The organism is Corynebacterium sp. TAE3-ERU2 (assembly GCF_019209955.1).
GTDB lineage: Bacteria > Actinomycetota > Actinomycetes > Mycobacteriales > Mycobacteriaceae > Corynebacterium > Corynebacterium megadyptis.
Genome location: NZ_JAHUTL010000004.1, coordinates 1 through 26,992 on the forward strand (window position 1 = coordinate 1; position 26,992 = coordinate 26,992).

The 26,992-nt window shown below is 63.1% G+C and carries 26 protein-coding genes; 11 read left to right on the forward strand and 15 right to left on the reverse strand.

The features are described from left to right. Window positions 1–387 precede the first annotated feature (387 nt). Genes KRX12_RS06370 through KRX12_RS06380 form a run of 3 tightly spaced genes read right to left on the reverse strand, consistent with a single transcriptional unit; the run spans window position 388 to window position 2,743 of the window. The gene (locus KRX12_RS06370) at window positions 388–1,455 is read right to left on the reverse strand and encodes a hypothetical protein (RefSeq protein WP_218364871.1); all 1,068 of its coding nucleotides are present in this window, start codon (window positions 1,453–1,455) and stop codon (window positions 388–390) included. 35 nt (window positions 1,456–1,490) lie between these two features. Beyond that, window positions 1,491–2,372: an ATP-binding cassette domain-containing protein gene (locus KRX12_RS06375; RefSeq protein WP_218366106.1), complete on the reverse strand. Its 882-nt coding sequence runs from the start codon at window positions 2,370–2,372 to the stop codon at window positions 1,491–1,493. Continuing rightward, window positions 2,369–2,743, reverse strand: coding sequence for a GntR family transcriptional regulator (locus KRX12_RS06380; protein WP_151529728.1), 375 nt, complete (start codon window positions 2,741–2,743; stop codon window positions 2,369–2,371). The genes KRX12_RS06375 and KRX12_RS06380 overlap by 4 nt, the downstream gene beginning before the upstream one ends. A gap of 345 nt (window positions 2,744–3,088) precedes the next feature. Between KRX12_RS06380 and KRX12_RS06385 the strand changes: the two genes are divergently transcribed. Next, complete coding sequence (locus KRX12_RS06385) at window positions 3,089–4,687, forward strand: NYN domain-containing protein (RefSeq protein ID WP_218366107.1); 1,599 nt, start codon at window positions 3,089–3,091, stop codon at window positions 4,685–4,687. Window positions 4,688–4,805: 118 nt separating this feature from the next. On the opposite strand, the gene KRX12_RS06390 is transcribed toward KRX12_RS06385, so the two are convergent. Together KRX12_RS06390 and KRX12_RS06395 are read right to left on the reverse strand one after the other, a co-directional pair. Further along, window positions 4,806–5,645 (reverse strand): PspA/IM30 family protein, encoded by an 840-nt coding sequence (locus KRX12_RS06390; protein WP_218366108.1) that lies wholly within the window; start codon window positions 5,643–5,645, stop codon window positions 4,806–4,808. Window positions 5,646–5,850: 205 nt separating this feature from the next. Continuing rightward, window positions 5,851–6,222: a co-chaperone YbbN gene (locus KRX12_RS06395; protein WP_151529725.1), complete on the reverse strand. Its 372-nt coding sequence runs from the start codon at window positions 6,220–6,222 to the stop codon at window positions 5,851–5,853. Between the two features lie 334 nt (window positions 6,223–6,556). On the opposite strand from KRX12_RS06395, the gene KRX12_RS06400 reads away from it, so the two are divergent. From KRX12_RS06400 to KRX12_RS06410, 3 genes are all read left to right on the forward strand, one after another. Continuing rightward, on the forward strand, window positions 6,557–6,766 hold the full coding sequence (locus KRX12_RS06400) for a heavy-metal-associated domain-containing protein (protein ID WP_151529724.1): 210 nt from the start codon (window positions 6,557–6,559) through the stop codon (window positions 6,764–6,766). A 112-nt stretch (window positions 6,767–6,878) separates the two neighbouring features. Then, window positions 6,879–9,185 carry a cation-translocating P-type ATPase gene (locus KRX12_RS06405; RefSeq protein ID WP_218366109.1) on the forward strand — a complete coding sequence of 769 codons (2,307 nt, stop codon included), beginning with the start codon at window positions 6,879–6,881 and terminating at the stop codon, window positions 9,183–9,185. Window positions 9,186–9,391: 206 nt separating this feature from the next. Beyond that, window positions 9,392–10,180, forward strand: a complete 789-nt coding sequence (locus tag KRX12_RS06410) for an FCD domain-containing protein (RefSeq protein WP_218364866.1) — start codon at window positions 9,392–9,394, stop codon at window positions 10,178–10,180. A gap of 16 nt (window positions 10,181–10,196) precedes the next feature. Here KRX12_RS06410 and dnaB read toward each other — a convergent pair whose 3' ends face one another. The 7 genes from dnaB to KRX12_RS06445 form a co-directional block, all read right to left on the reverse strand. Next, window positions 10,197–11,669, reverse strand: coding sequence for a replicative DNA helicase (gene dnaB / locus KRX12_RS06415; RefSeq protein WP_370625563.1), 1,473 nt, complete (start codon window positions 11,667–11,669; stop codon window positions 10,197–10,199). A gap of 952 nt (window positions 11,670–12,621) precedes the next feature. Then, the gene (gene rplI, locus KRX12_RS06420; RefSeq protein WP_151529720.1) at window positions 12,622–13,074 is read right to left on the reverse strand and encodes a 50S ribosomal protein L9; all 453 of its coding nucleotides are present in this window, start codon (window positions 13,072–13,074) and stop codon (window positions 12,622–12,624) included. A gap of 93 nt (window positions 13,075–13,167) precedes the next feature. Then, window positions 13,168–13,764, reverse strand: coding sequence for a single-stranded DNA-binding protein (locus KRX12_RS06425; protein ID WP_218364864.1), 597 nt, complete (start codon window positions 13,762–13,764; stop codon window positions 13,168–13,170). 54 nt (window positions 13,765–13,818) lie between these two features. Continuing rightward, window positions 13,819–14,106 (reverse strand): 30S ribosomal protein S6, encoded by a 288-nt coding sequence (rpsF, locus tag KRX12_RS06430; protein WP_192795935.1) that lies wholly within the window; start codon window positions 14,104–14,106, stop codon window positions 13,819–13,821. A gap of 195 nt (window positions 14,107–14,301) precedes the next feature. Further along, complete coding sequence (locus KRX12_RS06435) at window positions 14,302–14,514, reverse strand: hypothetical protein (protein WP_255549200.1); 213 nt, start codon at window positions 14,512–14,514, stop codon at window positions 14,302–14,304. Between the two features lie 112 nt (window positions 14,515–14,626). Then, complete coding sequence (locus KRX12_RS06440) at window positions 14,627–16,762, reverse strand: transglycosylase domain-containing protein (RefSeq protein ID WP_218366111.1); 2,136 nt, start codon at window positions 16,760–16,762, stop codon at window positions 14,627–14,629. Window positions 16,763–16,849: 87 nt separating this feature from the next. Next, window positions 16,850–17,224 carry a DUF5318 family protein gene (locus KRX12_RS06445; RefSeq protein ID WP_151640983.1) on the reverse strand — a complete coding sequence of 125 codons (375 nt, stop codon included), beginning with the start codon at window positions 17,222–17,224 and terminating at the stop codon, window positions 16,850–16,852. Between the two features lie 265 nt (window positions 17,225–17,489). On the opposite strand from KRX12_RS06445, the gene KRX12_RS06450 reads away from it, so the two are divergent. The 5 genes from KRX12_RS06450 to KRX12_RS06470 all read left to right on the forward strand — a co-directional run bounded on the left by KRX12_RS06450 (window position 17,490) and on the right by KRX12_RS06470 (window position 21,641). Then, window positions 17,490–18,578 carry an inositol-3-phosphate synthase gene (locus KRX12_RS06450; RefSeq protein ID WP_218364861.1) on the forward strand — a complete coding sequence of 363 codons (1,089 nt, stop codon included), beginning with the start codon at window positions 17,490–17,492 and terminating at the stop codon, window positions 18,576–18,578. 202 nt (window positions 18,579–18,780) lie between these two features. Further along, window positions 18,781–19,239 (forward strand): MarR family transcriptional regulator, encoded by a 459-nt coding sequence (locus KRX12_RS06455; protein ID WP_151529714.1) that lies wholly within the window; start codon window positions 18,781–18,783, stop codon window positions 19,237–19,239. Between the two features lie 104 nt (window positions 19,240–19,343). After that, window positions 19,344–20,297 carry a universal stress protein gene (locus KRX12_RS06460; RefSeq protein ID WP_218364860.1) on the forward strand — a complete coding sequence of 318 codons (954 nt, stop codon included), beginning with the start codon at window positions 19,344–19,346 and terminating at the stop codon, window positions 20,295–20,297. A gap of 13 nt (window positions 20,298–20,310) precedes the next feature. Further along, the gene (locus KRX12_RS06465; RefSeq protein ID WP_218366112.1) at window positions 20,311–20,991 is read left to right on the forward strand and encodes an SDR family oxidoreductase; all 681 of its coding nucleotides are present in this window, start codon (window positions 20,311–20,313) and stop codon (window positions 20,989–20,991) included. 122 nt (window positions 20,992–21,113) lie between these two features. Next, the gene (locus tag KRX12_RS06470; RefSeq protein ID WP_255550135.1) at window positions 21,114–21,641 is read left to right on the forward strand and encodes a DUF4133 domain-containing protein; all 528 of its coding nucleotides are present in this window, start codon (window positions 21,114–21,116) and stop codon (window positions 21,639–21,641) included. Here KRX12_RS06470 and KRX12_RS06475 read toward each other — a convergent pair. After that, on the reverse strand, window positions 21,625–22,527 hold the full coding sequence (locus tag KRX12_RS06475; protein WP_218366113.1) for a rhodanese-related sulfurtransferase: 903 nt from the start codon (window positions 22,525–22,527) through the stop codon (window positions 21,625–21,627). The genes KRX12_RS06470 and KRX12_RS06475 overlap by 17 nt on opposite strands. A 100-nt stretch (window positions 22,528–22,627) precedes the next feature. Here KRX12_RS06475 and KRX12_RS06480 point away from each other — a divergent pair, with 100 nt between their 5' ends. Continuing rightward, window positions 22,628–22,978: a hypothetical protein gene (locus tag KRX12_RS06480; protein ID WP_218364857.1), complete on the forward strand. Its 351-nt coding sequence runs from the start codon at window positions 22,628–22,630 to the stop codon at window positions 22,976–22,978. Between the two features lie 32 nt (window positions 22,979–23,010). On the opposite strand, the gene KRX12_RS06485 is transcribed toward KRX12_RS06480, so the two are convergent. Both KRX12_RS06485 and KRX12_RS06490 read right to left on the reverse strand, forming a co-directional pair. Continuing rightward, on the reverse strand, window positions 23,011–24,504 hold the full coding sequence (locus KRX12_RS06485) for a DUF1846 domain-containing protein (protein WP_218364856.1): 1,494 nt from the start codon (window positions 24,502–24,504) through the stop codon (window positions 23,011–23,013). A gap of 210 nt (window positions 24,505–24,714) precedes the next feature. Then, the gene (locus tag KRX12_RS06490) at window positions 24,715–25,917 is read right to left on the reverse strand and encodes a pyridoxal phosphate-dependent aminotransferase (RefSeq protein WP_370625554.1); all 1,203 of its coding nucleotides are present in this window, start codon (window positions 25,915–25,917) and stop codon (window positions 24,715–24,717) included. Window positions 25,918–26,006: 89 nt separating this feature from the next. Between KRX12_RS06490 and KRX12_RS06495 the strand changes: the two genes are divergently transcribed. Beyond that, window positions 26,007–26,816 carry an Fpg/Nei family DNA glycosylase gene (locus KRX12_RS06495; RefSeq protein ID WP_218366114.1) on the forward strand — a complete coding sequence of 270 codons (810 nt, stop codon included), beginning with the start codon at window positions 26,007–26,009 and terminating at the stop codon, window positions 26,814–26,816. Window positions 26,817–26,992: the final 176 nt, after the last annotated feature.

The window sequence follows — 26,992 nt, forward strand, 5'->3', positions numbered from 1 at the left end:
CATGCGACCAAACAAACCCCAATCACAAGGGCACCTGATCCACACACAACCAAACACGCACACCACAACAAAAGCAGCACACATCAACAAAACAAAGCTGGCACACTATCGAGTTCTCAAACAACACTCACTGCTGCTCGAACGGAAGCTTTTCGCTCGTCCGTGCCGCAGCGACTCGATAAACACTACACAGCACTCTATAACAACACAAACCCGCAGGTCACTAACTGTTTTTCTGATGTTCATAACCATGCAACGTGGCTCTTATGCGGCCGCGCCCCACCTAGGCCGTCCGTAGCCGCCACCGAGCACGCGCCCGGGCCACACCCAAGCACGCACCCAAGCACCCGCCCGAGCACACACTCAGGGAGAAGTACCTAGCCCGTACTAGCGATACACCCCGCACCGTATGGGGGTCTGTGTTCCACGGAGGAAGATGTTGATCATCGCCACGACTAGGGCCACCATGAGGATCACCAGGCTGAGCACCATGTCGATACCGTAGAACTCGGCGATCTGCATACCGGAGCTGGCGAGGATCGCAGTCCCTGGAATTCCAAAGATCGCCACTTTGTTGTCGAAGGTATAGAGCGCGAGGTAGACGAGCATGAAGGCCAATGCCCGCAGCGCGAGGGTGGGATAGCTCATGACGGAGGTGTCATAGCCAATAAGAGCGGCAAGCAGCTTCGAGCACCCTGCGGCTATAAACGCATAGAGCACCATGGCGCTCAGGCAGGTGCCGAACCACTGTTTTCGCGTGAGCCCGAAGCTCCGCCACGTTCCGAGGGAACCGGGCTCTTGGGCAACAATCAACCCTCCGAGGCTGAGCACGAGCGCGACCATTCCCATCAGCGGCTGCGGTTCCGTCCACTCCCATGCCTGCGAGCCTAGGGCGATAATCTGGGCGATCACGAAGAAGACAAGCAGTGGCGGGAGTATCAGCTGCACCGGCAACGGCAGGCCCTTGCAGGCCCGCATGAGCACCAGGGTGGGGCGAGTGGCCCATACCTTGGGTTCCATCGCCCGCGCCAATTCCGGTCGATCGTGCGCGCGTTGGAACCACAGCGCTTCGAGGACATAGATGGCGGTAGCACAGAGGCCCAGCCCGAGAAAACCATTCCACCACCAGCGCGGATTCTCGGCGAATAATGCCCCGGCCACGATGATGCAGGCTGGTAGCTGCGTCAGGACCGCCAGTATCAAGGCTCCGGCGAGCAGGCGCATTCTTCCCGCGTGATTAACTCCCAAAGCCCACGCTCCGAACACCACTTTGTTGCGGAGACCGGCATAAGCGGCGAGCACGAGGAGCGCACTCATCACCGCTTGCGCTGGTGGAACCATGAAGTAGCTGATCAAACCCACAAGGCCCAAGCCCAGCATGGCGAGAATATCGATCCACTTCGCGTTCATGCGCACGCTGGAACGCAGCGGGCGCGCAAATTCTGTGGCTGTCATGTCTGCCTCCTTATATACGTGGCGGTGGAGTGAAGTTAGTGGGTGGAACTGGGGGTTTCTGTCAGCGCCTGGAACACATCGGCCAAGCTCGGAGTATCGATGCGCACGCTGTGCCCCTGTAGCTCCGCTGCCTCCACAGCTGCGGCGGGGACCATGAAGCGGCTATGGGTGCGGCCATCGCGGCGGCTGAGAATTTCGGAACTCAGCGCCTGCACAAGGCCCTCACTATCGGCCCGCGGGACGGTGACAAAGCGGTAGGCATCGTCGATATCTTCGACGGGAAGTTGCCCCACAAATTCACCCGTGGGGGAGAGCACGAGCACTTCATCGATCACGAGGGCGAGCTCTTCGAGCTGATGCGTGGCCATCACGATGGTGCGCGGGTGGAGTTGCTGCTCCTCACGCAATAGGGAGTAGAAGAGTTCGCGGTTCTGGGCGTCGAGGCCCAAATAGGGTTCATCCAGCAAGGTCAGCTCGGCGCGCGCACAGAGCCCGACGATGGCGCCCACCATGGAGCGCTGGCCCCGGGAGAGATCCGCATAGGATGCGTGTGGCGCGAGCCCGAACTGCGCGGTCATCTCTGTGGCCCGAGCTGAATCGAAACGCGGGTAGCGGCGAGCAGCGAGGTCGAGAATCGTGCTCACGCTCCACGGCCCGGGGTAGGGGTTATCGATTCCGGCATAGACGCAGCGATCCATCACGGCGGAATTATCGAAGGGCGCACTATCGAAGACGCTCAGCTCACCTGCGCTGGCTTTGTTTTGGCCCGCGAGGATGGTGAGCAGCGTGGACTTACCGGTGCCGTTGCGCCCGAGCAGACCATAAAGCGAACCGGCCTGCAGATCGATGCTCACGCCGCGGAGCACGGTGTGCGAGCCATAGGACTTAGACAGGTTGTGTGTATGGACGATGCTCATTGGTAGAGGCCTCTACTTTCTGCAACTCGATCAATCAGGGTGTGCAATTCAGCGCGGGCGATACCCAGCTTGACGGCTTCATCAATAAGTGGCGCGAGAAAACTCGCGGCAAATTCCTCGCGCCGCCTAGCGAGGATCAGCTCTCGGGCGTCGTCCGTCACGAACATCCCGATGCCGCGACGCTTCTCGAGAACGCGGATATCGACAAGCAATGTCAGCCCCTTTCGGGCAGTTGCCGGATTAATGGAATGAAATTCCGCTAACTCATTGGTGGACGGGGCACGCTCCCCGGGAGCGAGGGAGCCCTCCACAATGGAATCCTCAACGAGGGTGGCAATCTGCCGGAAGAGGGGAGCAGTGGCTTCATCCATGCCTCCTCCTTCTCACACACGCGCCCTTCGGGGCGGAGGCTTGTCGACGCCACCCCGCAGGCTCATTGGTTGGTTACTGGTGTAACTAACCATATAACTAACCAACCCAGATGACAAGGGCTACCGACATACGCAACTGGACGCAGCTCATCGCGACCGACCACCCTGCCGCCGCACAAGCCCACCCGAAGTGCTGGTCACAGAAAGATTGGGGGGAGGAGACGATGTGCCTTTTCGACGCGAGGGGTGCACATAGGGCACACTATAAGGCACACGGAGGGTACATCTTTACCCCCGTTTTTATACAGATGATTATTAATGAGAAACGGATGACAACCATTAGCCATGTTGCCTCGTACACAGGTATTTGTAGACACTTCCTACCTTCTAGCCAGCTTTTATAACTCATGGGAAACAGGGGCCCGCGCCCAGTTAGAGATTGATCTTCCCGAGGTGGTAGCGGTCCTGGGTCAGATGATCCAGGACCAGCTGGGCCAGCCGATTCACCGCCAGCTGTGGTACGACGGGCTCCCCGATTCCGGCCCCCACCGCTATCAACGAGCCTTGCGCACCTGCGATGGCGTGCTGCTCCGCGCCGGCCAGCTCATCGAATGGGGCGAGCGCCGCACCCAAAAGGCCGTGGACACCCGCCTCGTCGCGGACATGGTTCTCGCCGGAGTGCGCGGCACCTGTACGGACATGGTGCTGGTCTCCGGCGATGCGGATATGATCCCAGGCGTCCAAGAGGCCTCGATGGCGGGCGTGCGGGTACACCTCTACGGCTTCGGCTGGGACTCCATGTCCTCCGCACTGCGCCACGCCTGCGATACCACCACTATTTTGGATCCCCGCGAGGATTTCGCGGAGTGCATGCAATTGCAGGTCCTAGAAGGCCCGCTGCCCCCGCAGGTTCGCCCCAAGCCCATCGGCGATGCCGAGCCCTTGGACGATACCTCGCCCTGCTCGGTGCCGGGCACCACGCTCAGCCATGGCAACCGCGCACAGCCGCGCCCCTCGTCCCCCTGTGACTCCTCCTCCGCGACGGACAGCTCCGAGCAGCCCCCAGCCGCCGGCGAGAGCACGAGCGAGAGTGCAGCAACGCCGGGGGACACCTCGGCCGAGAAACAGGACACACCCGAAAGCCCAGCACCTCCCGAACAGCCGGCAGCCTCCGAGAACTCTGCGGACTCCGGCGAGCACCAGCGCAACCGCAGCGATTCGCCGCTGCTGACCCGCCCGGGCGAGCCCGCCGAAACCGATGATGACCGCCCCTATTCCGGCACGGAGTCCACCGAATCGGAGCAGGCCGCCACATCCACCACGGAACCGTGCGCCGATGCGCCCGCCACGCTCTCCACCCCGAGTGCCGCAGCGGGGCTCACCCCAGCACACCTCTCGGGGGATACCCCAGAGCCCGTGCCGCAACCTACCCCGGCAGATATCGCCCAGAATCAGCAGCAGCCAGCTGCCGAGAAGCAGGAGCCGGAGAGCAGCCCAGCCCCACAGTCCGAGGCGGCAAGGGAGAGCTCCACCGGCACGGAGAATCGCCGGAGCGCGGCGTCGACAAGCGGCCCCGTGCCGAAGCCCACGCCGAAACCGACGCCCAAGCCCTCCATGATGGCGCGCCGTCGCAAGCTACGCTCGCGCTATGTGCCCCTGCCGAATGAGGTATGGGCCTCTGCGGGATTCCAAACCCCCTTCGATGTGGGCCAGCAATACGCCTCGTGGTGGTTCGATAATGCCGCCTCCTCCGAGCAGCGTGACCAAGCCCATATGCTCTCCGGCGGTGGCCTGCCCCCGGAGATTGATCGGCCGCTGCTGCAATTCGCCTGCGAAACCCTGCATGAATACACGCTCACTGAATCGCAGCGCGTCAGTCTGCGCGATGGTTTCCACTCGGGTATTCGCGGCGTGCTCATCAATTTGAGCGGACGCGACTTCTAGCACCGGCTGTGGGCGCCCACGCGCCGCAGAGACATACACGAGCCGCCACCGGATCCCGCGCAGGGGATCAATGGTGGCGGCTCGTGCTGTGCACCTAGGTGTGGCGCTATCACTGCAGCTAGCGGTCGGAATCCTGCTCAGAATCCGTCGCGGCGTTCTCGGGTGCAACCTCTTCGGCATCCTCGGGCTCGCTACCGCGGGAGAGCTCGGCGGGAGCATCCTGGGCGGCGCTCAGCTCGCCCTGCATCTCGGAACGAATCTTCTCCAGCCGCGACTGGGCGGCCATATCGCGGCCGGCGGCCTGAATCTCCTGCATCTGGGTATTCACGGTGTTCACCGTGAGTTCCTGCGCCCCGAGCGCGGTGGCGTAGCGGCTCTCGATCTTCTCGCGCACGCTATCGAGGGTGGGCACGGAATCGTCCTGGGAGAACTGCCCCATGGAGTCCATGGCCTTGGCATTCGTCTCTTGCATCTCCACATGCTCGGCTTGGCTGCGCAGCTGGGTCAGCTCACTGAGCTGCTCCTGCAGGCGCGCCTCCGACTGCTTCGCGGTGGCCTTGGCCTGGTCTGCCGCCTGCACCGCCTGCTCGTATTGGTTGCGCACATCCTCGATCTGGTTCTCTACCGCCACCAGCTGGCTCACGATCACCTCGGCGGTGGCGTCATATTCCGCCCCAGCCCGCTCATCGCCCTGAGCGCGGGCGTTATCAGCGGCCCGCACCGCGGTGCGCGACTGCTCATCGAGTTTCTTTTGGTCCTCCACGAGGCGGTTGAGCTTCATCTCCAACTGGCGCTGCTGGCCAATGATGGAGGCCGCATGCTCGGCGATCTCGCGATGCTGCTTCTTCGCCGCCTCCTCAGCCTGATTGATCTGCACCTGCGGATCGGCGTTCTCATCGATCGCATTGTCGAAGGAGGCCATGAGGTACTTCCAGCCCTTGCTCAGTGGATTAGCCATCTAGATCAGTGTCCTTACCTTTTTCTGCTTGGTGGCGGTCACGAGAGACGGCAGCGCACGCTGTGCCTGCGCAACCGCAGTTGTAGCTTCAGTGTAGAGAAAATCCCCACGGTCCGAGCGCTCCACGGCGCCCAGAAGGTGGGGAGGGGGCGCGCATCACCCAGAGCACCAGAGTGCGCTGGATGGCTGCGCCGCATAGTCAGGCTTAGCCCTGCTCGTTCTGCGCCTGCTCGACCTGCTTGCGCACCTCGTCCATGTCCAGCCCCTTCACCTGGGTGATGAGGTCCTCCAGCGCGGCGGGCGGCAGGGCGCCGGCCTCGCGATAGACCAGAATGCCATCGCGGAAAATCATCAAGGTCGGGATGGACTGAATCTCTAGTGCAGCGGCAAGGCCCTGATTGTTCTCGGTATCCAGGGTGCCGAACGTGGCGTCCGTGTGTTCCTCGGAGGCCTTCTCAAAGGTGGGTTTGAAGGCGCGGCAGGGGCCACACCATGCGGCCCAGCAATCCACGAGCACAATGCCCTCGCCGGTAACCGTGTCCTGGAAGTTGTTCTCATTCAATTCGATGGTTGCCATGGTGGCCAATCTCCTTCATTATCTTTTGGTGTACGTAGACCGTGGTTTCAAGGCTACATGGGGGTGCAACGCCGCCGGAGCGGGGTTCATTCCGCAGTGTGGTCCTGCACCCTCTCACGAGCCCATAGCGCGCAGCTGACGTGGGCCACACGCGGACACTGGGGTGGCTGCGGCACGCGGGATCGGGGAGGGGTTAGTATCGGTTAATGTACGCCGCGCCAGGCGGGCCCCGAGCGGGGCCGCCCTGCGGCGCCAGAGAGCCGTACCGCACGTATGACCAGCCGCGGCGCATGCAGACGCCGCGCGATGATTTGCTAAGGAATTGAGAGTAAACATGGGCATGAAGAACTACAAGGTTAAGGGCATGACCTGCGAGCACTGCGCCAAGGCAGTGGAGCAGGAGCTGGAGTTTGTTGCCGGCACCCAGGGTGTCGATGTTGATGTTGAGCGGGGCATTGTCCGCGTCACCGGCCATGGCTTCACCGATGAGGGTGTGACCGCCGCGATCGAAGAGGCCGGCTACGAGGTTGTCGTCGAGGACTAGTCTCGGCTCCGCCACTCATCTCGTGCAGGTGAGTGGTCTTTTTCACTCACCTCTATACCCCCTAGGGGTATGGAGGTAGCATGGGGCCCACGAGGGAAGAGAAGGAGAATATATGCAGGACAGCACCGCATTGGAGCATGTCGATCTAGGAGTAACGGGCATGACCTGCACGTCCTGCTCCTCGCGGGTGGAGCGCAAGCTGAACAAGCTCGAGGGCACGCAGGCGACGGTGAATTTCGCCACCGAGACCGCCCGCATCGCCTTCGACCCGGCGCTGCATTCCACCGCGGACTTTCTCGACGTGGTGCGCACCACCGGCTATGACGCCTTCATCATGAGCGACTCCACCGCCGCGCCTGTCGACGCCGCCACACCGCCAACGGAGGCGGCCGCGGACGCCCCCGCGCGGGCGGAACAGGAGCACGCCCGCTATCAAGCAGAGCTGAAGCAGCGGGTGATCGTCTCCGCGTTATTGGCGCTGCCGGTGATGCTGCTGTCCATGGTGCCGGCCCTGCAATTCCAGTACTGGCAGTGGGCCGCGCTCACCCTTGCCGCCCCGGTGTATGTGTGGGGCGGCTGGCCCTTCCATCGCGCCTGCGTGCGGAATGCGCGCCACGGCGCCTTCACCATGGACACGCTCATCTCCATGGGCACGACGGCGGCGTTCCTCTGGTCGCTGTACTCCCTTTTCCTCGGCTCGGCAGGGCAGCCAGGAATGCACATGCATATGAGCCTCTCCGCGCACGCCGCCGCGGGCATGGATCAGATTTATCTGGAAACCGCCTCCATGGTGATCGTGTTTTTGCTGCTCGGGCGCTGGTTCGAGGAGCGGGCGAAGGGACGCAGCTCCCAGGCGCTTACGGAATTGCTCAACCTGGGCGCGCGAGAAGCCGCGGTGCTGCGCGATGGGCGAGAAGTGCGCATTCCCAGCGCCCAAGTGGCGGTGGGCGATCACTGCGTCGTGCGCCCCGGGGAGAAGATCCCCACCGATGGGCGGGTGATCGAGGGGCATTCCGCGGTGGATGAATCCATGCTCACCGGCGAGTCCATGCCCATCGAGGTCGATCCCGGCGCGACGGTCACCGGCGCCACTCTCAATACCACGGGCCGGCTGATCGTGGAGGCCACCCGGGTGGGCGCGGATACCACCTTGGCCCAGATCGGCCGGCTGGTCAGCGACGCCCAGGCCCGCAAGGCGCCTGTGCAGCGGCTGGTGGATCGGATCTCCCAGGTATTTGTGCCCGTGGTGATCGCCATAGCGCTGCTCACCCTCGGCGCCCACCTGCTGCTGCAGGATGGCTCCGTGGCCGATGCCTTCGCGGCTGCGGTAGCGGTGCTCATCATCGCCTGCCCCTGCGCGCTGGGGCTAGCTACTCCGACGGCATTGCTCGTGGGCACGGGCAGAGGCGCCCGGCTGGGCATCCTGATTAAGGGCCCCGAAGTGCTGGAATCCACCCGCCACGCCGATACCATTGTGCTGGATAAAACGGGCACGATCACCACGGGGCAGATGTCCATCAGCGCCCTTTACGCCACGGGGGTCTCGGAGGAGGAGCTTATGGCCCGTGCCGCGGCGGCGGAGTCGGGCAGCGAGCACCCGGTGGGGCGCGCGATCTGCCGTGCCGCCGCCGAACGCGGGATCACCGTGCCTGCCGCCAGCGAGTTTCTCGCCACCGCGGGGCAGGGGGTTAGCGCCGTGGTGGAGGGGCAGCGGGTGAGCGTCGTCAAGCCAGGAGCAGCGGACCTCCCCGAGGTGGTGAGCGAACTGCGCGAGACCGGCGCCACCGTGGTGTTGGTGCGCGTCGACGAGGCACCTGTGGGCGTGATCGCCGTATCCGATGCGCCCCGCGAGGAGGCCGCTGCCGCCATCAGTCAGCTCCAGGACTTAGGGCTGCAGCCGTGGATACTCAGCGGCGATAACCAGCAGGCGGCGCGGCATGTGGCCCGCCAGGTGGGCATCGCGGAGGAGAACGTGATCGCCGAGGTGCTGCCGGAGGATAAGGTGCGCCACGTCGCGGCGCTCGCCGAGCAAGGGCGCACCGTGGCGATGGTCGGCGATGGGATCAATGACGCCGCCGCCCTCACCGAGGCAGATCTCGGCATCGCCATGGGCGGGGGCACGGATGTGGCCATCGAGGCCGCCGATATCACCCTCATGCACTCGGATCTGCGGGCCACCGTTGATGCGTTACAGCTATCGCGAGCGACGCTGCGGGTGATCCAAGGCAACCTGTTCTGGGCGTTTATCTACAACATCGTGCTCATCCCCGTGGCCGCCCTGGGCCTGTTGAATCCGATGCTCGCGGGATTGGCCATGAGCCTGTCGAGTGTATTTGTGGTGACTAACTCGCTGCGGCTGCGGCGATTCCGCTCGAGCTTCCTCACCCCCGCCGCGGCGACCACGAAGTCGCGAGACTAGGCTCACCTACCTCCGAGTCGTTGCTGTGGGTGGCGCACTACTTCTGGGCTGATGTCGATTTTGTAGACTGTTCGACAACCGAGAAACTGCACCGGAGTTCCTCATCAGCCTTGTCACCGGTTTTATATGCGGTCGCGTGCCGCAGGAGCAGACCGCCGAGACAGTGTGTGCTGTGTAACTTCCGGAAACGACAACGAGGACACACAGTGACTACCGACAACGCCTATTTCGGCCGCATGGGCCACCGGCCCACCACCCGCTCGGATCAGCTGGTACAGGAGATCGCGCGCTATATTCTGAAGACTGGGCTGGTCAATGGCGATCCCATTCCGCCCGAGCCGGAGCTCCAGCGCATTCTTGGCTGTTCCCGCAACTCCATTCGCGAGGCCATCAAGGTGATGGAGGCCGTGGGCATGGTGGAGGTGCGCCGCGGCACCGGCACCTTCGTCGCGGGCAATCCTCTGGCCCCGCTGACTCCGGCGCTGATCTTCCAGGGCATGCTCTCGCTCAATTCCGGCGGCAACGAGGCCAAGGACATCATCACGCTGCGCCGCGGCCTCGAGGTGGCCTTCCTGCCCATCGTGATGAATTATGTGGCCGAGGACGACGCCGCGAAGCAGACGCTGATCGCGCAATTGCAGGACACCGTGGAGGAGATGGCCGCGGCCGAGCGCGCCGGCTCTTCCACCGTGGAGTTGGATTATCGCTTCCACAACCAGCTCTTCGCCCCGCTGCGTTCGCGCACGCTGAAGCAGCTGAACGACGCCATCTTGAATGTGTATTTCTCGCTGCTGGAGGCGGTAGCCGAGCGCTTCGGCGAGCACCCCGTGTTCGAGTCGGATCCCAGCAGCCAGCCGCTCGCCACCGCCCACCAAGGCATCGTGGATGCCATCGCCGAGGGCAATGGCGAGGAGGCCGTGGAGCGGCTGCTCAACCACTATCAGCCGCTGTCGGAAGCCATCGATAGTGTGATTGCCGCCCGCGAAGAACGCTAGGCGGCACCGCCCGCGTTTAGGCGCGGGCCAAGTCCTTGAAGCGCGAGTAATGCAGCTGGTGGGCGACCTCGACGGTGCCGATGGGGCCACCACGGTGCTTCGCCAGGATGATATCTGCCTCGCCGGCGCGCACATCCTCGAGGTCCTGGGAGTCGGGGCGATAGAGCAGCATCACCATATCGGCGTCCTGCTCCAAGGAGCCGGACTCACGCAGATCCGCCAGCTGGGGGCGCTTATCCGTGCGCGACTCGGGGCCACGGTTGAGCTGGGCCACCGCCACCAGCGGCACCTCTAGCTCCTTGGCCAACAATTTGAGCTGGCGGGAGAATTCGGACACCTCTTGCTGGCGGGACTCCACCTTCTTGCCGGAGCTCATCAGCTGCAGGTAGTCCACCACGATCAATTGCAGATCATGCTTGTCCTTGAGCTGGCGGGCCTTCGAGCGGATCTCCATCATCGTCAGGTTCGGGGAGTCATCGATAAACAGCGGTGCCTCGCTGAGTTCCCCGGCCCGCTGCGCGATACGCGCCCAGTCATCATCGGACATGGTGCCCGAGCGCATATCGGAGAGCTTCACCTCCGCCTCGGCAGAGAGCAGACGCATGACGATCTCGGACTTGGACATCTCGAGCGAGAAGAGCACCGAGGCCATATTGTGCTTGATCGAACAGGAGCGCATGAAGTCTAGGGCGATGGTGGATTTACCCACACCAGGTCGGGCCGCCACAATGATCATCTGGCCGGCGTGCAAGCCATTGGTGATGCGGTCGAGATCAATAAACCCGGTGGGCACGCCGGTGGACAGCCCGCCGTTTTGGGCGATCTCATCCAGCTCATCCATCACCGGCTGCAGCAGATCATCCAGCACCGCATAATCGGTGACGGTCTTCTTCTGCGCGATCTGGAATACCTCTTGCTGCGCCAGATCGATCATGACCTCGATCTCGGTATCGCCGGCCGCCTCATAGCCCAGCTGGACGATGCGCGTACCCGCCGAGACCAAACGGCGCAGCACGGCCTTCTCAGAGACGATCTCCGCGTAGTAGGGGGCGTTGGCAGGGGTGGGCACCACCTCGGCCAGGGTGACCAGATAGGAGGGGCCTCCGGCCCGCTCCAGATCGCCGTGGCGGTGCAATCGATCGCGGACGATGAAGGTGTCGATCTGCTTATTGTCCGCGTAGAGATCCAAAATGGCGCGATAGATCAGTTGATGCTGCGGCGCATAGAAGTCCTCGGGGTTGAGCTCCTCGACGATATCGGTGACCACCGTCGGCGCAATGAGCATCGCCCCCAACACGCCCTGCTCCGCCTCGCGGTCATGCGGCAGTTGCCGGGCATAGTCCCGCGGGGTGGCGTCGTCGACACGCCCCCGGCCCGCACTGCGCTGCGGGGCGAATCGACCCTGGTTGGGGCCGGCGTGGTTATAGCTGGGGGCGGAGTCATCGAAGCTACTGGGCGCAAACTCGGGCGCCGGGGGAAAATCACTGATGGCCTCGGCGGGAAAACCCTCCGGCCGATCCGGACTGGGGGAGTAGCTGGCATCCTGCCCGCCTCCGCCCTCGGCGGGATCCGGCGGGAAGGCGTTGTCATCAAAGTTCGCGCTACCTGCCACGTCTCTCAGCTCCTTCGCTGTCGCCAATACTCAGCCTGGACACACCCGCGGTGCGGGAGATGCCAGACCTCGATTCTATCCACCCCTGAGCGTGCCGTCGGAGCTAGGGCACAGGAGCCCGCTCCACGCCACGAGGGGAACAGTACGCGCAGCGCTCGGCATGCTCCACACCAAGGGCCGCGCCTGTGCATAACTCCGCGCGTTCTGGCCTGCGGGGGAGAGATTCTTCACACTCTGCGGAGTAGTTATGCACAGGGTGCTGTGGATAACTCTGTGTACGCGAGGTAAATAGCAGCTAAAACTCCTGCTCACCTGCCGCTTAGGTGGTGTTTACCTGCGGTTTTATATATCTGTGCAGCTCAGATGGTATTTCGCTAGTGACACTCAGTTTCGACGTCACCGGATCGTCACCTTCACACCCGCCGAGCACCCCCTCTCGAAGGACCAGTCGCCCCCGCTCCCAGAGCCATATGCATCACTCATACACACGCTATGCACAGCACGATCGCACTTGTCCACAGACGTGGCTGTGGATTGTGCATAACTCTGCCGATGGGCGCACACCACGCACGCATCGGGGTCGATAGATCTCCCCACACCAGCGCGCCCTAGAGAGGCACGCTGGGCGAGAGATGCACCACAGCCCTTTGCCATGCGCGCTTCCGGCTAAGCCAGCCGCACCGGCCCCGCAGCGCCCTTGTGAGCCCCACTCTGCCCCGAGACACACCAAGGGCCCCTAGCGGGGAGTGTGTCCCCACCAGAGGCCCTGGTGCGCTGTTGTCGTTGGGGTCTCCTCTATGCGTGAGACCCGCCGTCTAGTGCGCGTAGATTACGCGGCGACGACCTTGAAGTTCACCTTTGCACTGATGTCATCGTGCAGCTGAGCAATCACCTGGTAGCCGCCGGTGCTCTTGACGAGACCCTTCGGCACGGTGATGGTCTGCTTCTCGATCTTGGGGCCGCCAGCGGCCTCGATCGCCTTAACGATGTCGCCAGCCTGGACAGAGCCGAAGAGCTTGCCCTTGCTGGAGGTACGCATGGTCACAGTGATGTTGTCAAGGGCCTCGATCTGCTCCTTGACCTCGCGTGCATGATCCAGGCTCTGGATCTGGCGCTCGGAGCGCACACGCTTGATGTCTTCGATCTGCTTCTCTGCACCACGGGTTGCCACAATGGCCATACCGCGGGGAAGCAGGTAGTTACGTCCGTAGCCGTCCTTCACCTCGACGATGTCACCGGGGACACCGAGGTTCTCTACGGCAGCCGTAAGGATCAGCTTCATGATCCCTGCCTTTCGCTTATGAAAAGAATGAAAAGTGGTTGTGTATTCGCATTAGGTCCCGATGCCCGCGTGCGGGCGCATCGGACTCGCCGATCAGAATGGCGGGTCGTCATCATCGCCCTGGAACCCACCCGCAGGGGGTGCCGAGTTCCACGGATCATCGTTCTGGACGTCGTTCTGCGACTGTTGCTGATAGCCACCAAAACCACCTTGGCTTTGACCGCGGTTTCCACCGCCTTGGCCGCCACCAAATCCGCCCTGGCCACCGCCAGAGTTAGCGCCACCAAAGCCACCGCCTTGGCCGCCTTGACCACCCTGGCCGCGCTGCACGCGGTTCACAGAGGCCGTAGCGTACTTCAGCGAGGGGCCCACCTCATCGACTTCGACTTCGAAGACGGTGCGGCGCTCTCCCTCGCGGGTGTCGAAGGTGCGCTGGCGGAGCCGACCATTAACGATCACGCGCATACCTTTAGTCAGCGACTCGGCGACGTTCTCCGCCGCCTGGCGCCACACATTGCACTGCAAGAACAGCGCCTCGCCGTCCTCCCACTGTCCGGTCTGCGAGTTATAGCGTCGCGGAGTGGAGGCCACACGGAAGTTAGCCACTGCGGCACCCGAGGGGGTAAAACGCAGTTCGGGGTCGGCAACGAGGTTGCCAACAATCGTGATCGGGGTATCGCCTTGTGCCATGGTCTCAGGACTCCTTAGGAGCTCGTTGGTTGGTGTTACTACCAGTGTTCCTGATTAGCGATCGGTGCGCAGCACCTTGGTGCGCAGAACCGTGTCGCTGAGGTTCAGCTTGCGGTCGAGCTCGACGACAGTCTCCGACTCACAGGTCAGGTTAAGGACCACGTAGATGCCCTCTTCCTTCTTGTTGATCGGATAAGCCAGACGACGCTTCGGGCGAATGTCCACCTTGTCAACGGTGCCGTTTTCCTTGCGAACAGTCTCAAGGAACTTATCTAGGGACGGGGCTACGGTGCGTTCATCCTGCGAGGGATCGAGAATGATCATGAGTTCGTATTGACGCACGGACCTCATCACCTCCTATGGTCTAGTAATTGTGGTTCGGCCGCGCCCATCGTGGACGTGGCAGGAGGGTCGTTGCGTCAAGCAACCTTTTCAAGGTACACCATCTACCTGCTCTCTTTCAATTGCCTACCCCGCGGCGGCGGTCGCTTATCGACGCCCACTCGCCGCCCACTAACCCTGTCGGGCAGCTGCGGCTCAGTTCATGGCGGCATCACCAATGAATCCGGTTGCCATAAACACGGCGAAGATGAGGGGGACGAGGAGCACGAAGAAGAAGGCGCCGATAATCCAGGAGACCACGGCTTTGTTGCTCTTGCCATAGGACTTGGCCGCGTAGCCGCCGCCGAAGCAGCAAGCGCCGATGAACACGCTCGCCATCGTGAGGATCATGATGGTGGTGGAACTCATGGTTCTTAGCTTAGCTGCCAGATGCACGAATCCCCGCTCCCAGGTGCAGTGTGGCTGCGCATGTGGGGGAGCGGGGATTCGATAAGGCGAGCAGGCGTCGCTGAGCGCGGTGCTAGCCCGGCAGCAAATCACCCAAGTTCGGGAGTGCGGGCTGCGCCGGTTGCGCCGGCTCCGCTGGGGGAGCCGGGGCCGGCAGCGGCACATCCGGGATCTCCGGCAGTTCCGGCTCGGCGGGCTCAGCAGGCTCGGAGGTCTCCGTCGGCTCGGTGGTGGTGGGCTCGGGCGGCGCCACCGGGGTGGCGGGCGCCGGCGGTGCGGGCGGCGCCACATAGCCCAGGTTGGAGGTCGGAACCGGGAAGCTCTCGTAGTCGGCATTGGCCAGCGCGGCATCCATGGTGGACTTCCAGATATCGCTGGGCAGGCCCGAGCCCCAGATCTTGCCGCCATAAAGGTTCAGCAGCGGCTGGCCATCATCGGTGCCCACCCACACGGCGGTGGAGAGCTGCGGGGTGGCGCCGATCATCCACGCATCCTTGTTCTGGCCCGTATCGCCCAGCTGGGCGGTACCGGTCTTGGCGGCGGACTCACGGCCATTCAGGGCGTGGCCGCGGGAGTAGGCGGCGATCGGCTTCATCGCATGGATCACCGAGTTCGCCACTTCCTCGTCCACGATGCGCTCGCTTTCACCCTCGTGCTCGTAGAGCACCTCGCCATCATTGGTCACAACCTTCTGCACGAAGTGCGTCTTGTTGTACACGCCCTCATTGGCGAGGGTGGCCAAGGCGACAGCCAAGTCGAAGGGGCGGGACTGGTATTGGCCCAGAACCACACCCAGCTGGGTATGGCCATTCTCTTCCTTCAGGGTGTGCGGCAGCCCCGGCAGGGACTCCGCCACGCCCAAGCGGTGCGCCATGGCGGCGGTGTCATCGGGGCCATTCTTCAGATCATCCTGGAGGCGGATGAAGGAGGTATTCAGCGACTGCTTCAGCGCCTGGGCGATGGTACAGGTACCGCAGCTTTGCCCCTCAGAGTTGGTCACCGTGACATCACCGGTCTGTACTGGGGCGGAGCTGTAGTACTGGGAGAGCGGAATGCCCTGCTCCAAGGCCGCCGCGAGAGCGAAGATCTTGAAGGTCGAACCGGTCTGCAGCGGGGCAATGGCATAGTCCCAGCCGGCCGGGTCCTCGCCGCCATAGTAGGCGGAGACACCACCGGTCTTGGGGTTAATGGAGACCACTGCGGTGCGCAGGTTCTCCGGCTCGCCCTGCATGTTGTTCTCCACCGCCGCCTGGGCTGCATTCTGCGCATCGGTATCGATGGTGGTGGTCACCCGCAGGCCGCGGGTCTGCACATCCTGCTCGCTGATGCCCACGCCTTGGAGCTCGGCGAGCACGCGATCCTTAATCAAACCATTGGTGCCGGTGGCCTCGGTATTGGACTGCACGGTGGCGGGGTCAATCACCTCGGGGAAGCGCGCCTCCGCGCGGGCCCCGGGGCTCATGGCACCGATCTCGACCATGCCATCCATCACATAGTTCCAGCGCTGCTCCGCCTCGGCCCGGTTATTCCAGGGATCGAGGGTGGAGGGGCGCTGAATGGCGGCGGCCAAGAGCGCGGACTCTTCGGGGGTAAGGTCCGTGAAGTCCTTGGCGAAATAGGCCTGGGAGGCCGCGGCCACACCATAGGCATTGCGGCCCAAGTAGATGGTGTTCAGATAAGACTCCAACACCTGCTCCTTGGACCACTCATTGGCCATCTTGGCGGAGTAGACGAGCTCCTTGAGCTTGCGCTCATAGGAGCGCTCATTTCCCACCACGGCGATCTTCACATACTGCTGCGTGATGGTGGAGCCGCCGCCCTTGGAGCCGTCACCGGTGAGCTGGCCGATAATCGCGCGACCGAAGCCGGTAATGGAAAAGCCGGGATTGGTATAAAACTCGCGATCCTCGGCGGCCAGAGTGGCGTCCTTCATGGACTCCGGAATCTCCGAGAGCGGCACCACCACACGGTTACCCTCCGGGGGCACGATGCGCGCTAGCTGCGTCTCATCATCCCCGGCATAAATCTCCGTCACCTGCTTATTCACAAGCTGGTCGGCCTTCGGAACATCCACAAGCAGATAGGCGATCATGAATGCCACGAAGGGAGCGAGGATAATCAACACCACTGCGATGAGGATCGAGCGCCAGACCCACGGGTTACGGGTCTTCTCCTCGCTCTCTTCTACGGTCACGGTGTGTTCAGTCACGACTGTTGCTTCCAATCTCCATGGGTGAAATTGCGGCGTTCGGGCGAGCGACGGCCGGCGACCTGCCCAAACAAACTAACTAATCGGTTAAGCATAGCGGGTACGAGGGGAAACAACCATTGTCGCCAACAGGTGATTCCAATGACAATCAGGACAGACCTCCACGCGGTGGACGTCGAAAAGCTTGCCAGCGGAGACTAACTGCGCGATCTCTTCCTCGCTGCGGGCGGAACCGGCTGCCCGGCCCACCTCATCGCCATAAATCCACAGCACGTCCCGCATGTTCTGCGAGGAACATACCGGGCAGTCCCGCGCTGAGGGCGAGCCATGAAACTCGGCCGCCGTTCGCAGCAAGAAATCGCACTCGCAGATCTCCGCGCGCGTGACCACCCCTTGGCTATACAGGCGCAAGGTGTGGCGGCGATGCCACTCGTGACTCACGATATTGCGATATTCAACCACGCGGCCAGTCTAGCTATCCCCGCGGCAGCGGCGCCCACGGCGATAATACTGTGTCTGTGCTCACAACTTAATCGGTTCACTGCGGTTCTGTATCGATTGAGCGCCTGCACTCGGCCAAAAACGCGGGCTAGATTCTGAGGAATCACGATTGTTGCGCGTCCCAGGAGTGAGCCCCACGACTGCGGACGTGCTCGCCCGCCGCGGTGCGCGCCCCCACCCGTGGGAGGTGTCGCGGCGGTACAAGTTTGTTTGAAGGAGTTTGCCCATGAGCGGAGAAATCCGTGTTGCCATCGTTGGAGTTGGTAACTGCGCCACCTCGCTGATCGAAGGCGTCGAGTTTTATAAGGACGCCCGCGATAGCGATGACGTTCCCGGCCTGATGCACGTGCGCTTCGGCGACTATCACGTCAAGGACGTCACATTCGCCGCAGCCTTCGACGTGGATGCCGCCAAGGTGGGGCTCGATCTCTCCGAGGCCACCCGCGCATCCGAGAACTGCACCATCCAGATTGCGCAGCTGCCGCATCTCGGCGTGACGGTCCAGCGCGGCCCCACCCACGACGGCCTCGGCCGCTACTATCAGCAGACCATCACCGAGTCCGAAGAGGAGCCGGTGGATGTGGTGCAGGCCCTCAAGGACGCCCAGGTGGATGTGGTGGTCAGTTATCTGCCCGTGGGTAGCGAGGAGGCCGATAAGTTCTACGCCCAGGCCGCGATCGACGCCGGCTGCGCCTTCGTCAACGCCCTGCCGGTGTTCATCGCCTCCGATCCCGAGTGGGCCGAGAAGTTCCGCGCCGCCGGGGTGCCGATCGTCGGCGATGACATCAAGTCCCAGGTGGGCGCGACCATCACCCACCGCGTGATGGCCAAGCTCTTCGAGGACCGCGGCGTGCGCCTCGAGCGCACCATGCAGCTCAATGTCGGCGGCAATATGGACTTCAAGAACATGCTCGAGCGCGAGCGCCTGGAGTCCAAGAAGATCTCCAAGACCCAGGCCGTCACCTCCAACCTGAAGACCTCCCCCTTGGCGGGCAAGGTGGATGATCGCAATGTGCACATCGGCCCCTCCGACTATGTGGGCTGGCTGGATGACCGCAAATGGGCCTATGTGCGCCTCGAGGGCAAGGCCTTCGGCGAGGTGCCGCTGAACCTCGAGTACAAGCTCGAGGTGTGGGACTCCCCGAACTCCGCGGGCATTATTATTGACGCCCTGCGCGCGGCGAAGATTGCCCTCGACCGCGGCATTGGCGGCCCGATCGACGCCGCCTCCTCCTATCTGATGAAGTCCCCGCCGCAGCAGCTCGGCGACGACGAGGCCCGCGCCCGTCTCGAACGCTTCATCGCCGGCGACTAAATCCCACCCCAGGGCGCATACGCAGCGCTCGGGTGGCCACGGCCACGGACATTTTCCACGCGGTGATGTCCGTGGCCGCACTGTATTCTCCTGTCTTCCACGGACAGACACCTACCCCCAAAGAGCACACCCACCTGCTGAAATACTTTTCCACCTAAACAATTTTTAGGACAGTACTGTTTCGCGCCATAGAATATGGACTATGAACGCGCAACCTTATTTTGAACTCGCCCGGAATGCACGGCCCGCGCTCACGCAGCTCTACGTCACCTATTTCCGGCTTGCAGAGCGCTCCGATCTCACCGGACCGCAGCTAACCATCCTGTCTCGCCTGAAGTCCGATGGAGCGGCGCGTATCAGCGAACTAGCCAAGCGCGAGGGCATTCGCATGCCCACCGCCTCTAATGCCTTGCACCAGCTCGAATCCCGCGGCCTGGTGGAGCGCGTCCGCGACAATAATGACCGCCGCGGCGTACGCGTGCAGCTGACCGAGCAGGGCGCTGTGGAACTCGAGCGCGTCGGCGAGGAACGTATCGCCCAGCTGGCTGATATGTTTAGCACCCTCGAGGATGAGGAGATCGCCGCCATCGAAGAGATCGTGCCGATTATCAATCGCCTCGCCGAGCGCTATACCGCCCAAACCCGCAACGGCGATAAATAACTAGCCTCGGGGCGTGCCCGCCCCCGTTCCTTTGTCCGCCCAGATGAAAGTTGAGCGCATGAGCAGCGCTCGGCCCCGCCCTCGCCGCTCATGCAGAGACACTTATGTCCGATTCTCGCCTCCGCGTATTGATAGCGTGGCAGCCCGACGCCGCCAATAGCGAAATTCTCGATGCCGTCGCATGGCTGCACCGCTCTGGGCCCATCACCGTCCGCGCCATCCTGGCCTTTACCCGCCCCTGGCCCCAAACCTCCCTATCCAAACTGGGAGGAAAGTATAAGAAGTGGTTGAAGAAGCAGGAGGAGGCCAGTCGCGACGTGGTGACCGCCGCGCTGCTCGACGCCGGTGTGGACGCAGACTGCTTCGATAGCAAGCTCGCCGTCTTCGCCGATGGCTCCTCCGAGCCGCATCTGCTCACCCAGGCCGCCGAGGACTTCCACGCCGATATCATCCTGCTGGGCCCCGCCCAGGCCGCCCCCAAGGGCCGCTATTTGGCCGGCACCACCGCCGATGCGCTGCTGCACGCCTCCCCCTATCCCTTGGGTTTGATCCCGCGCGAGGTGAAGCTGGGCAAGAAGGGCGTGAACCGGGTCTCCTGCGCGCTCACCGAAGAGGCCGGCAGCGCCGCCGTCTTCGACCATGCCGCCGCAGTGGCCGAGACCTACTCCGTGCCGCTGCGGATCGTGGCCTTCGTGCCCGATCGCGTGGGCAATGCGCTGAAGTCCACGAATAGCAAGCTCGAGTCTGTGCTGGCTGATGACGCCCGGGAACATGCGCTGGCCAATCTTGATCGGGCGCGAGATAGCGTCGTCAAGCATCGGCCCGAGCTGCAGGTGGAAACGGAATTAGCTACCGGCAGCGGCTGGTCCGAGGCCATGGACGCGGTGAAGTGGAAGAAATCAGATCTGCTCGTGGTGGGCTCGGAAGATAGCAACCCCATCGCGCGGGTATTCATGGGCTCCCACACCTCGGCCGTGCTCAAACACGCGCGGGTGCCGGTGATGATCTACCCGACCACAACCTCAACCCGCCCCTCAAGGGGCACAGACTACGCATAGGAGACACGCACATATGCGCACAGCACTCATAACCGGCGCCAGTGGGGGAGTGGGGCGCGAGATCGCCGAGCAGCTTATCGACGCCGGCTGGGTGGTCTATGCCAGCTATCGCAGCGAGTCACCCGCCACGGACAAGACCCGGGCTGCCGTCTCTCAGGCCACCTGGTTCCGCCTCGATTTCGCCTCCCCCGAGCCTGATCTCTCGGCGGTGCCCGCTATCCCTAGCCTCGATGCGCTCATCCACTGCGCCGGATACTGCCAGCTCAACCGCATCGAGGAGGCCAGCAGCCAGGAATGGCAGGATTCTTTTAACGTCAATCTGCACGGCCCCGTAGCGCTGACGAATCGGCTGCTTCCTGCGCTGCGCGCCGCCCAGGGCACCATGGTGTATCTCAACTCGGGGGCCGGTTTCCGGGTCAAGCCCGAATGGGGCAGCTATGCCGCCGCCAAGTTCGCGGCCCGCGCCTGGTGCGATGGGCTGCGCGAGGAGGAGCCCGGCATCCGCGTCTCCTCGATCCACCCGGGCCGCATCGATACTCGGATGCAGCGCAACATCGTGGCCTATGAGGGCGGTGACTATGATCCGCACCAGTTCCTGACCGCGGAGACTGTGGCGCGCGCGGTGGTGCAGGTGATTACCACGCCGATGGACGCGCAACCCACTGAGCTGGTGCTACGCCCCCGCCCTCACTAGCACCGCAGCGCCACATGCTGGGGCCTACCCACGATGCGGGGCGGCGAGTAGGGTGGCGAAGAAAGGGCTGGATACATAGCCCGATGAATCGCGACGAGGCAGAGCTATAGGGGTGAGAAGCCATGCAATCCGAGTCTGAGGACGATCCGCGCCCGCCGCGGCCGGAGTCTGCGGCCGGCCCCACGCCCGCCGCCGGCCTGCCCGAGGGACAGTATTTCGATCCCACCGTGGATCGGGTCTCCACCACGCCCCGCGGCCCCTCCCGCGAGGAATTCGAGCGCGACCCGCTGGCGTGGTTCGAGCACAGCCGCCGCTCCTCGCGCAGAGCCATCGCCTATGCGCTGGTGATACCCCTGCTCACCGTCCTCACCGGGCTGGTGATCGCGCTCATCTCCCGCGCCCAAGGCGGGCCGATCTGCGAGGCTGGGCTCTCGACATGGATCTGCAGCCGCGGCTACGAGATTCTGTTCTCGCTGGTGCCCCTCGGCGTGGCCCTAGCCGGCACCTTCGGCGCTTTTTGGATCACCTATCGCACCTGGGCCCGCTATGGGGCGTGGCGGCCGTGGCTCGCCATCATCTGGGTGCTCATCCCCGCCTCCTTGGCGTGGATGACGGGCTTCGGCTGGATGTTCGTTAACGGTCACCACTAGCGGCGGCAGCGATCTCGGCGCAGCCCGCATCGCCGCAATGCCCCACGGAATCCGCGCAGTCCGCACACATGAGCGTCTGCTTGCGGCAGGCCTGGTTGCGGCAGTTGTGGAAGTCATTCGTGGCCGCACCACAGTGGGCGCAATGCCCCAGCTGGGTGAACTCGCCGCCCTCAAACTCCATGTGCATGCGCTTATCAAAGACGTAGAGCGAGCCTTCCCAGAGCCCGGCATTACCGTATTTCTCGCCATAGCGGACGATGCCGCCATCGATCTGATAGACCTCCTCGAAGCCCCGGTTTTTCATCAGGCTGGACAGCACCTCGCAGCGGATACCGCCGGTGCAATAGGACACCACCGGCTTGTCCTTCATCCAGTCATATTTGCCGGACTCGAGCTCCGCAATGAAGTCGTGGGTGGTGGAGACATCCGGCACCACGGCGTTTTTGAACTTGCCGATCTGCGCCTCCATGGCATTGCGCCCGTCGAAGAACACCACCTCCTCGCCGCGCCGCTCCACCAGCTCATTGACTTCCTCGGGCTTGAGGTGCACGCCGCCGCCGATCACGCCCTCGTCATTCACCTTCAGCTCGCCTGGCGCGCCGAAGGACACGATCTCATCGCGGACCTTCACGGAGAGCTTCGGGAAATCCTCGGCCCCGCCCTCGGACCATTTGAACTCCATGGGCTTGAAGTATTCGCGGGTTTTACGGGCATATTTCTTGCAGGCATCCATCGGCCCACCGACGGTGCCGTTGATGCCGTGCTCGGAGATCAGAATGCGGCCGCGCAGCCCGAGGGACTCGCAGAGGTCGCGCTGCCACAGCATCACGGCCTTGGGATCGGCGATGGGCTGGAACTTGTAGTAGAGCAGGATCTTCGAGAGCATATGTTGATCCTATTCCGGCGCGGCGGCCAGTTCCTAACCACCGCGGCGGGCAGCGCAACAGGGCGGGGCAGCGGTGAACGGTGTTCTAGAATGAGGGGCTATGGAACCTTTTGATATCAATGCCGGTCGTTTCTATCTGCGGGCCCTGCACAACCAAACCACCCTCGATGATGGCCCCACGCTGCGCTCGATCACGCCCACCCCAGCGATTCAGTCCAATGATGATGCTGAGGATGGCTGGATGAATAATACCTGCTATAGCTGGGCGGTATGCGAACAAACCTCCTCGGATCTTTTGGCCTTGGTCACCTATGAACCGGCCAGCGATACCGTGACCTCCTACCCGGCTGGAGAGGCAGACACGGTATGGGATCATAACCGCGAGCTCGAGCCCATCACCTTGGGCCAGGCGGCCGCCACAGGCGAAAAGGCGGTGCGGGCGCACATCTAGCGCCACGATCACCGCCTTCTGCGTATTCGGTGTTACTTCCGGAAGAGCAGCTTCTTCTGATACACCGGATCGGAGGTCACCTGGATATCCAGGTTGCGGAAGATCCCCTCATCCACCGAGCCGAGAATGGTGGTGGTGTGCACGTCGAGGCCACGCAGGTTGTGCAGCTCCTCGAGGGCGCGGCGGGCATTGGGGTCATGATCCGCCGAAACGCTCAGGGCGATGAGCACCTCATCGGTGTGCAGCCGTGGGTTGCTGCTGCCCAGCTGCTCGATCTTGAGGGTCTGGATGGGCGTGATGGAGCTGGGCGCCAACAGGTCCACATCCGGCTCGATACCAGCCAGATACTTCAGCGCGTTGAGCAGCATGGCCGCCGAGCAGCCGAGCAAAGCGGAGGTTTTGCCGGTGATGATCTCGCCATCATTGAGCTTGATGGCGCTGCCGGGCTGGCCGGTCTCCTCGGCGATGGCGCGCGCCGGCTCGATCACGGGGCGATCAGTTTCGTGAATGCCCTGCTTGCCCATGAGTAGGCGAATGCGGCCGGATTCCAGCGGTGCCTTCTGGTTCTTCTTCTCCTCCACCAGCGCCTTGTAGTAGCGCCGGATGATCTCCTGCTTAGCGGCCTCGCGGCACACCTCATCATCGCTGATGCAATTACCCACCATGTTCACGCCCATGTCGGTGGGGGACTCATAGGGCGAATGCCCGGAAATCTTCTCCAGCAGGTGCTTGAGCAGTGGGAATACTTCCACATCGCGGTTATAGTTCACCGCTTGGCTGCCATAGGCCGCCAGGTGGAAGGGGTCGATCATGTTCACATCGTCCAGATCGGCGGTGGCGGCCTCATAGGCGGCGTTCACCGGGTGATCCAGCGGGATATTCCAGATGGGGAAGGTCTCGAACTTGGCATAGCCCACATCAATGCCGCGCACGTGCTCGTGATAGATCTGCGAGAGGCAGGTAGCCAGCTTGCCCGAACCGGGGCCGGGCGCGGTGACGATAATGAGATCGCGGCTGGTCTCGGCGTACTCATTGCGGCCGAGGCCATTCTCGGAGACGATGTGTTCGGTATCGGCGGGGTAGCCCTCGATCACGAAGTGGCGGGTGACCTTCAGGCCTAGGCGGGTGAGCTTGTCCTGGAAGGCGGTGGCATGCTTATTGCCCTCCTCGCACTGGGTCATCACCACGTTATCCACGAGGAAGCCGCGCGCGCGGAAGACATCCACTAGGCGCAGCACATCATCCTCATAAGAAATGCCAAGGTCGGCGCGCATTTTACCGCGTTCCAGATCCTTGGCGTTGATGCAGACCATGATCTCGACATCGTCCTTGATGTTCTCGAGCATCGCGATCTTATTGTCGGGGGTAAAGCCCGGCAGCACACGGGAGGCGTGCATATCGTCGAAGAGTTTGCCTCCCATCTCCAGGTAGAGGCGTCCGCCGAGACTCTCCCGGCGCTCCTTAATGTGCTCAGATTGCATCTGGATATACGCGGATCGGTCGAAGCCAATGGCGGGTGAAAGCATAGAGCAACCTCACTTGAGATAAGAGCGTAAAGGGGGCGACAACTGACGTAGTGGCAGCGGTCGGAGTGAGGCCCTGTGGCGGCCTGCATTCTCTCTCACGGCCGCCGCTACGGTTACCCTGAGATACTACCGCCGTTGCGGAACAATTGCATAAAACAGCAGTAAACCCGCTGGTAAAGGCATAGTTTAATTTCTGTTTGTCGATAGTTTTTAGTCTCGAATATAGGCCTCTAGGCGATCACAGGCGGCCACCACATCGGCGGTATCGCAGGCATAGCTCAGCCGAATCCAGCGGTGCCCGTGCACGGCGTCGAAGTCCACCCCGGGCGCCACCGCCACTCCCGTGGCGTCGAGTAGCTCATGGGCGAAGCGGAAGGAGTCCTCGGTGATCGAGGAGACATCCACATAACAGTAGAAGGCGCCATCCGCGGGCACGATATTCTTCAAGCCCAGCGCGGGCAGTCGCTCCATGAGGATCTCCCGATTGCGGGCATAGCGCTGCACATGCGCGTCGAGTTCCTCCAGGGCGGCGTCGTCAAACGCGCGCAGGGCGGCCTGCTGCGAGATCGCCGGCGGGCAGACCGTGAAATTGGCGTGAAGGCGATCGAGCACCCCCACCAGCTCCGGCGGCACGATGAGCCATCCGACCCGCCAGCCGGTCATGGAGAAATACTTACTCACACTGCCCACAATGACCGCCCGTTCAGAAAACTCGGCGGCGCTGCGGCACTCGGCACCATAGCTGATGCCGTGGTAGATCTCGTCGGAGATCAGTACCACGCCGTGCGTATCGCACCACTGCGCTAGACGACGCAACTCTGCCGGATCGATCACCGTGCCACTGGGGTTGGAGGGCGAGGTCACAATCACCGCCCGCGGCAGCCGCGGCAGGGCCTGCAGATCCTCAACGCGCAGCTGAAAGGCGTGCTCGGCATCGCTAACGTCGATCTCCACCATGCACACCCCGAGCGCGGAGAGCACATTGCGATAGGCGGGATAGCCCGGGCGGGCCAGCACCACCTCATCGCCGGGGTCGCAGACGGCGAGAAAGAGCGAGGTGAACCCGCCCGAGGAGCCGGTGGTGATGAGAATACGTTCCGGATCCACCTGCACCGCATAGCGGCGCTGATAGTAGGCGGCGATCGCCTCCTTGAGCTCCGGCGTGCCGCTGGCGGCCGTGTAGCCGAGGATGTCCTGACGCACCGCCGACTCGGCCTGCTCCAGCACGGGGCTGGGCGCAGGGGTGGAGGGCTGACCCACGCATAAAAGCAGCGCATCGCCATGTGTCTGGCGGCGCTGCAGGGCGCGGGCGAGAATATCCATCACGATAAACGGTGCCACCTCGCCGCGCTGGGAAAGATGCATCGGCGCTGCGGTGGGGGAGGAGTCGGTAGAACGCGAAGCTGCTGACATGCCCTTTAGTATGGCCCATGCGCTCCATCCGGCGCCTCCTGCCGCGCGGAGGCCACTGTGCGGCAGGGAGCGGCCTAGACTAGAACACCATGCCCGAAGGTCATGTGATTCACCGTCTCGCCCGTCAGCTCAACCAGCATTTTGCCGAGCGGAGAGTGCAGGTCAGCTCGCCCCAGGGGCGCTTTGCCGCCGCCGCGGCGCAGCTCGACGGCCACCGCTTCGAGCGCGCGGATGCCTGGGGAAAACACCTCTTCATCCACATCGACGCCCCGCAGCCGGACTCGATCGTGCATATTCACCTCGGGCTCATCGGTAAGTTCCACTTCGAATCCCCCGAGGCTGATTGGGGACAGATTCGGCTGCGCATCGCGCACGAGGAGATCGCCGCCACGCTCCGCGGCCCCCAGTGGTGCCGGCTCATCACCGCCGAGGAGCAGGCCGCGGCGATTGCCCGGCTGGGGGCCGATCCCTTGCGCGCGGACTCCGATTGGGAGGAACTTGCGGGCCGCGTCGCCCGCTCGCGCCGCAGTATCGCCTCGCTGCTAATGGACCAGAAATACTATGCCGGGGTGGGCAATATCTACCGCGCCGAGGTGCTCTTCCGGCAGGGAATCGACCCCTTTACCCCGGGCCGCGAGCTCACGGCGGCGCAGCGGGAGGCCATTGCGCAGGATCTCTGCCAGCTGATGCGCGATGGGGAAGAGAAGGGCTGGATCGACACCGTGCTGCCCGCCCACACCCCCGAGGCCATGCGGCGGCCGGCACGGGAGGATGCGCACGGCGGCGAGGTCTATGTCTACCGTCGCGCCGATCAGGATTGTCTGGTGTGCGGCGGGCCCGTGGCGAGCCGACCCGTAGAGGGGCGCAATCTATTTTGGTGCCCCTCCTGCCAGAGCTGAACAGCGGCGCGGCTGAGTAATTCTACGCTCCCGTAGGGTAGGGGAGCAATGCAGGTCACCCCATAAAGAGGGGCGAAAAACGGCGGCGGTGTCGGTACGGCAGATTCCGCTACGCTGGGGGATGACAGGGCTACCTACTCGCGTCACTCCATTCACCGTCGAGCCCCAGAGGGAGG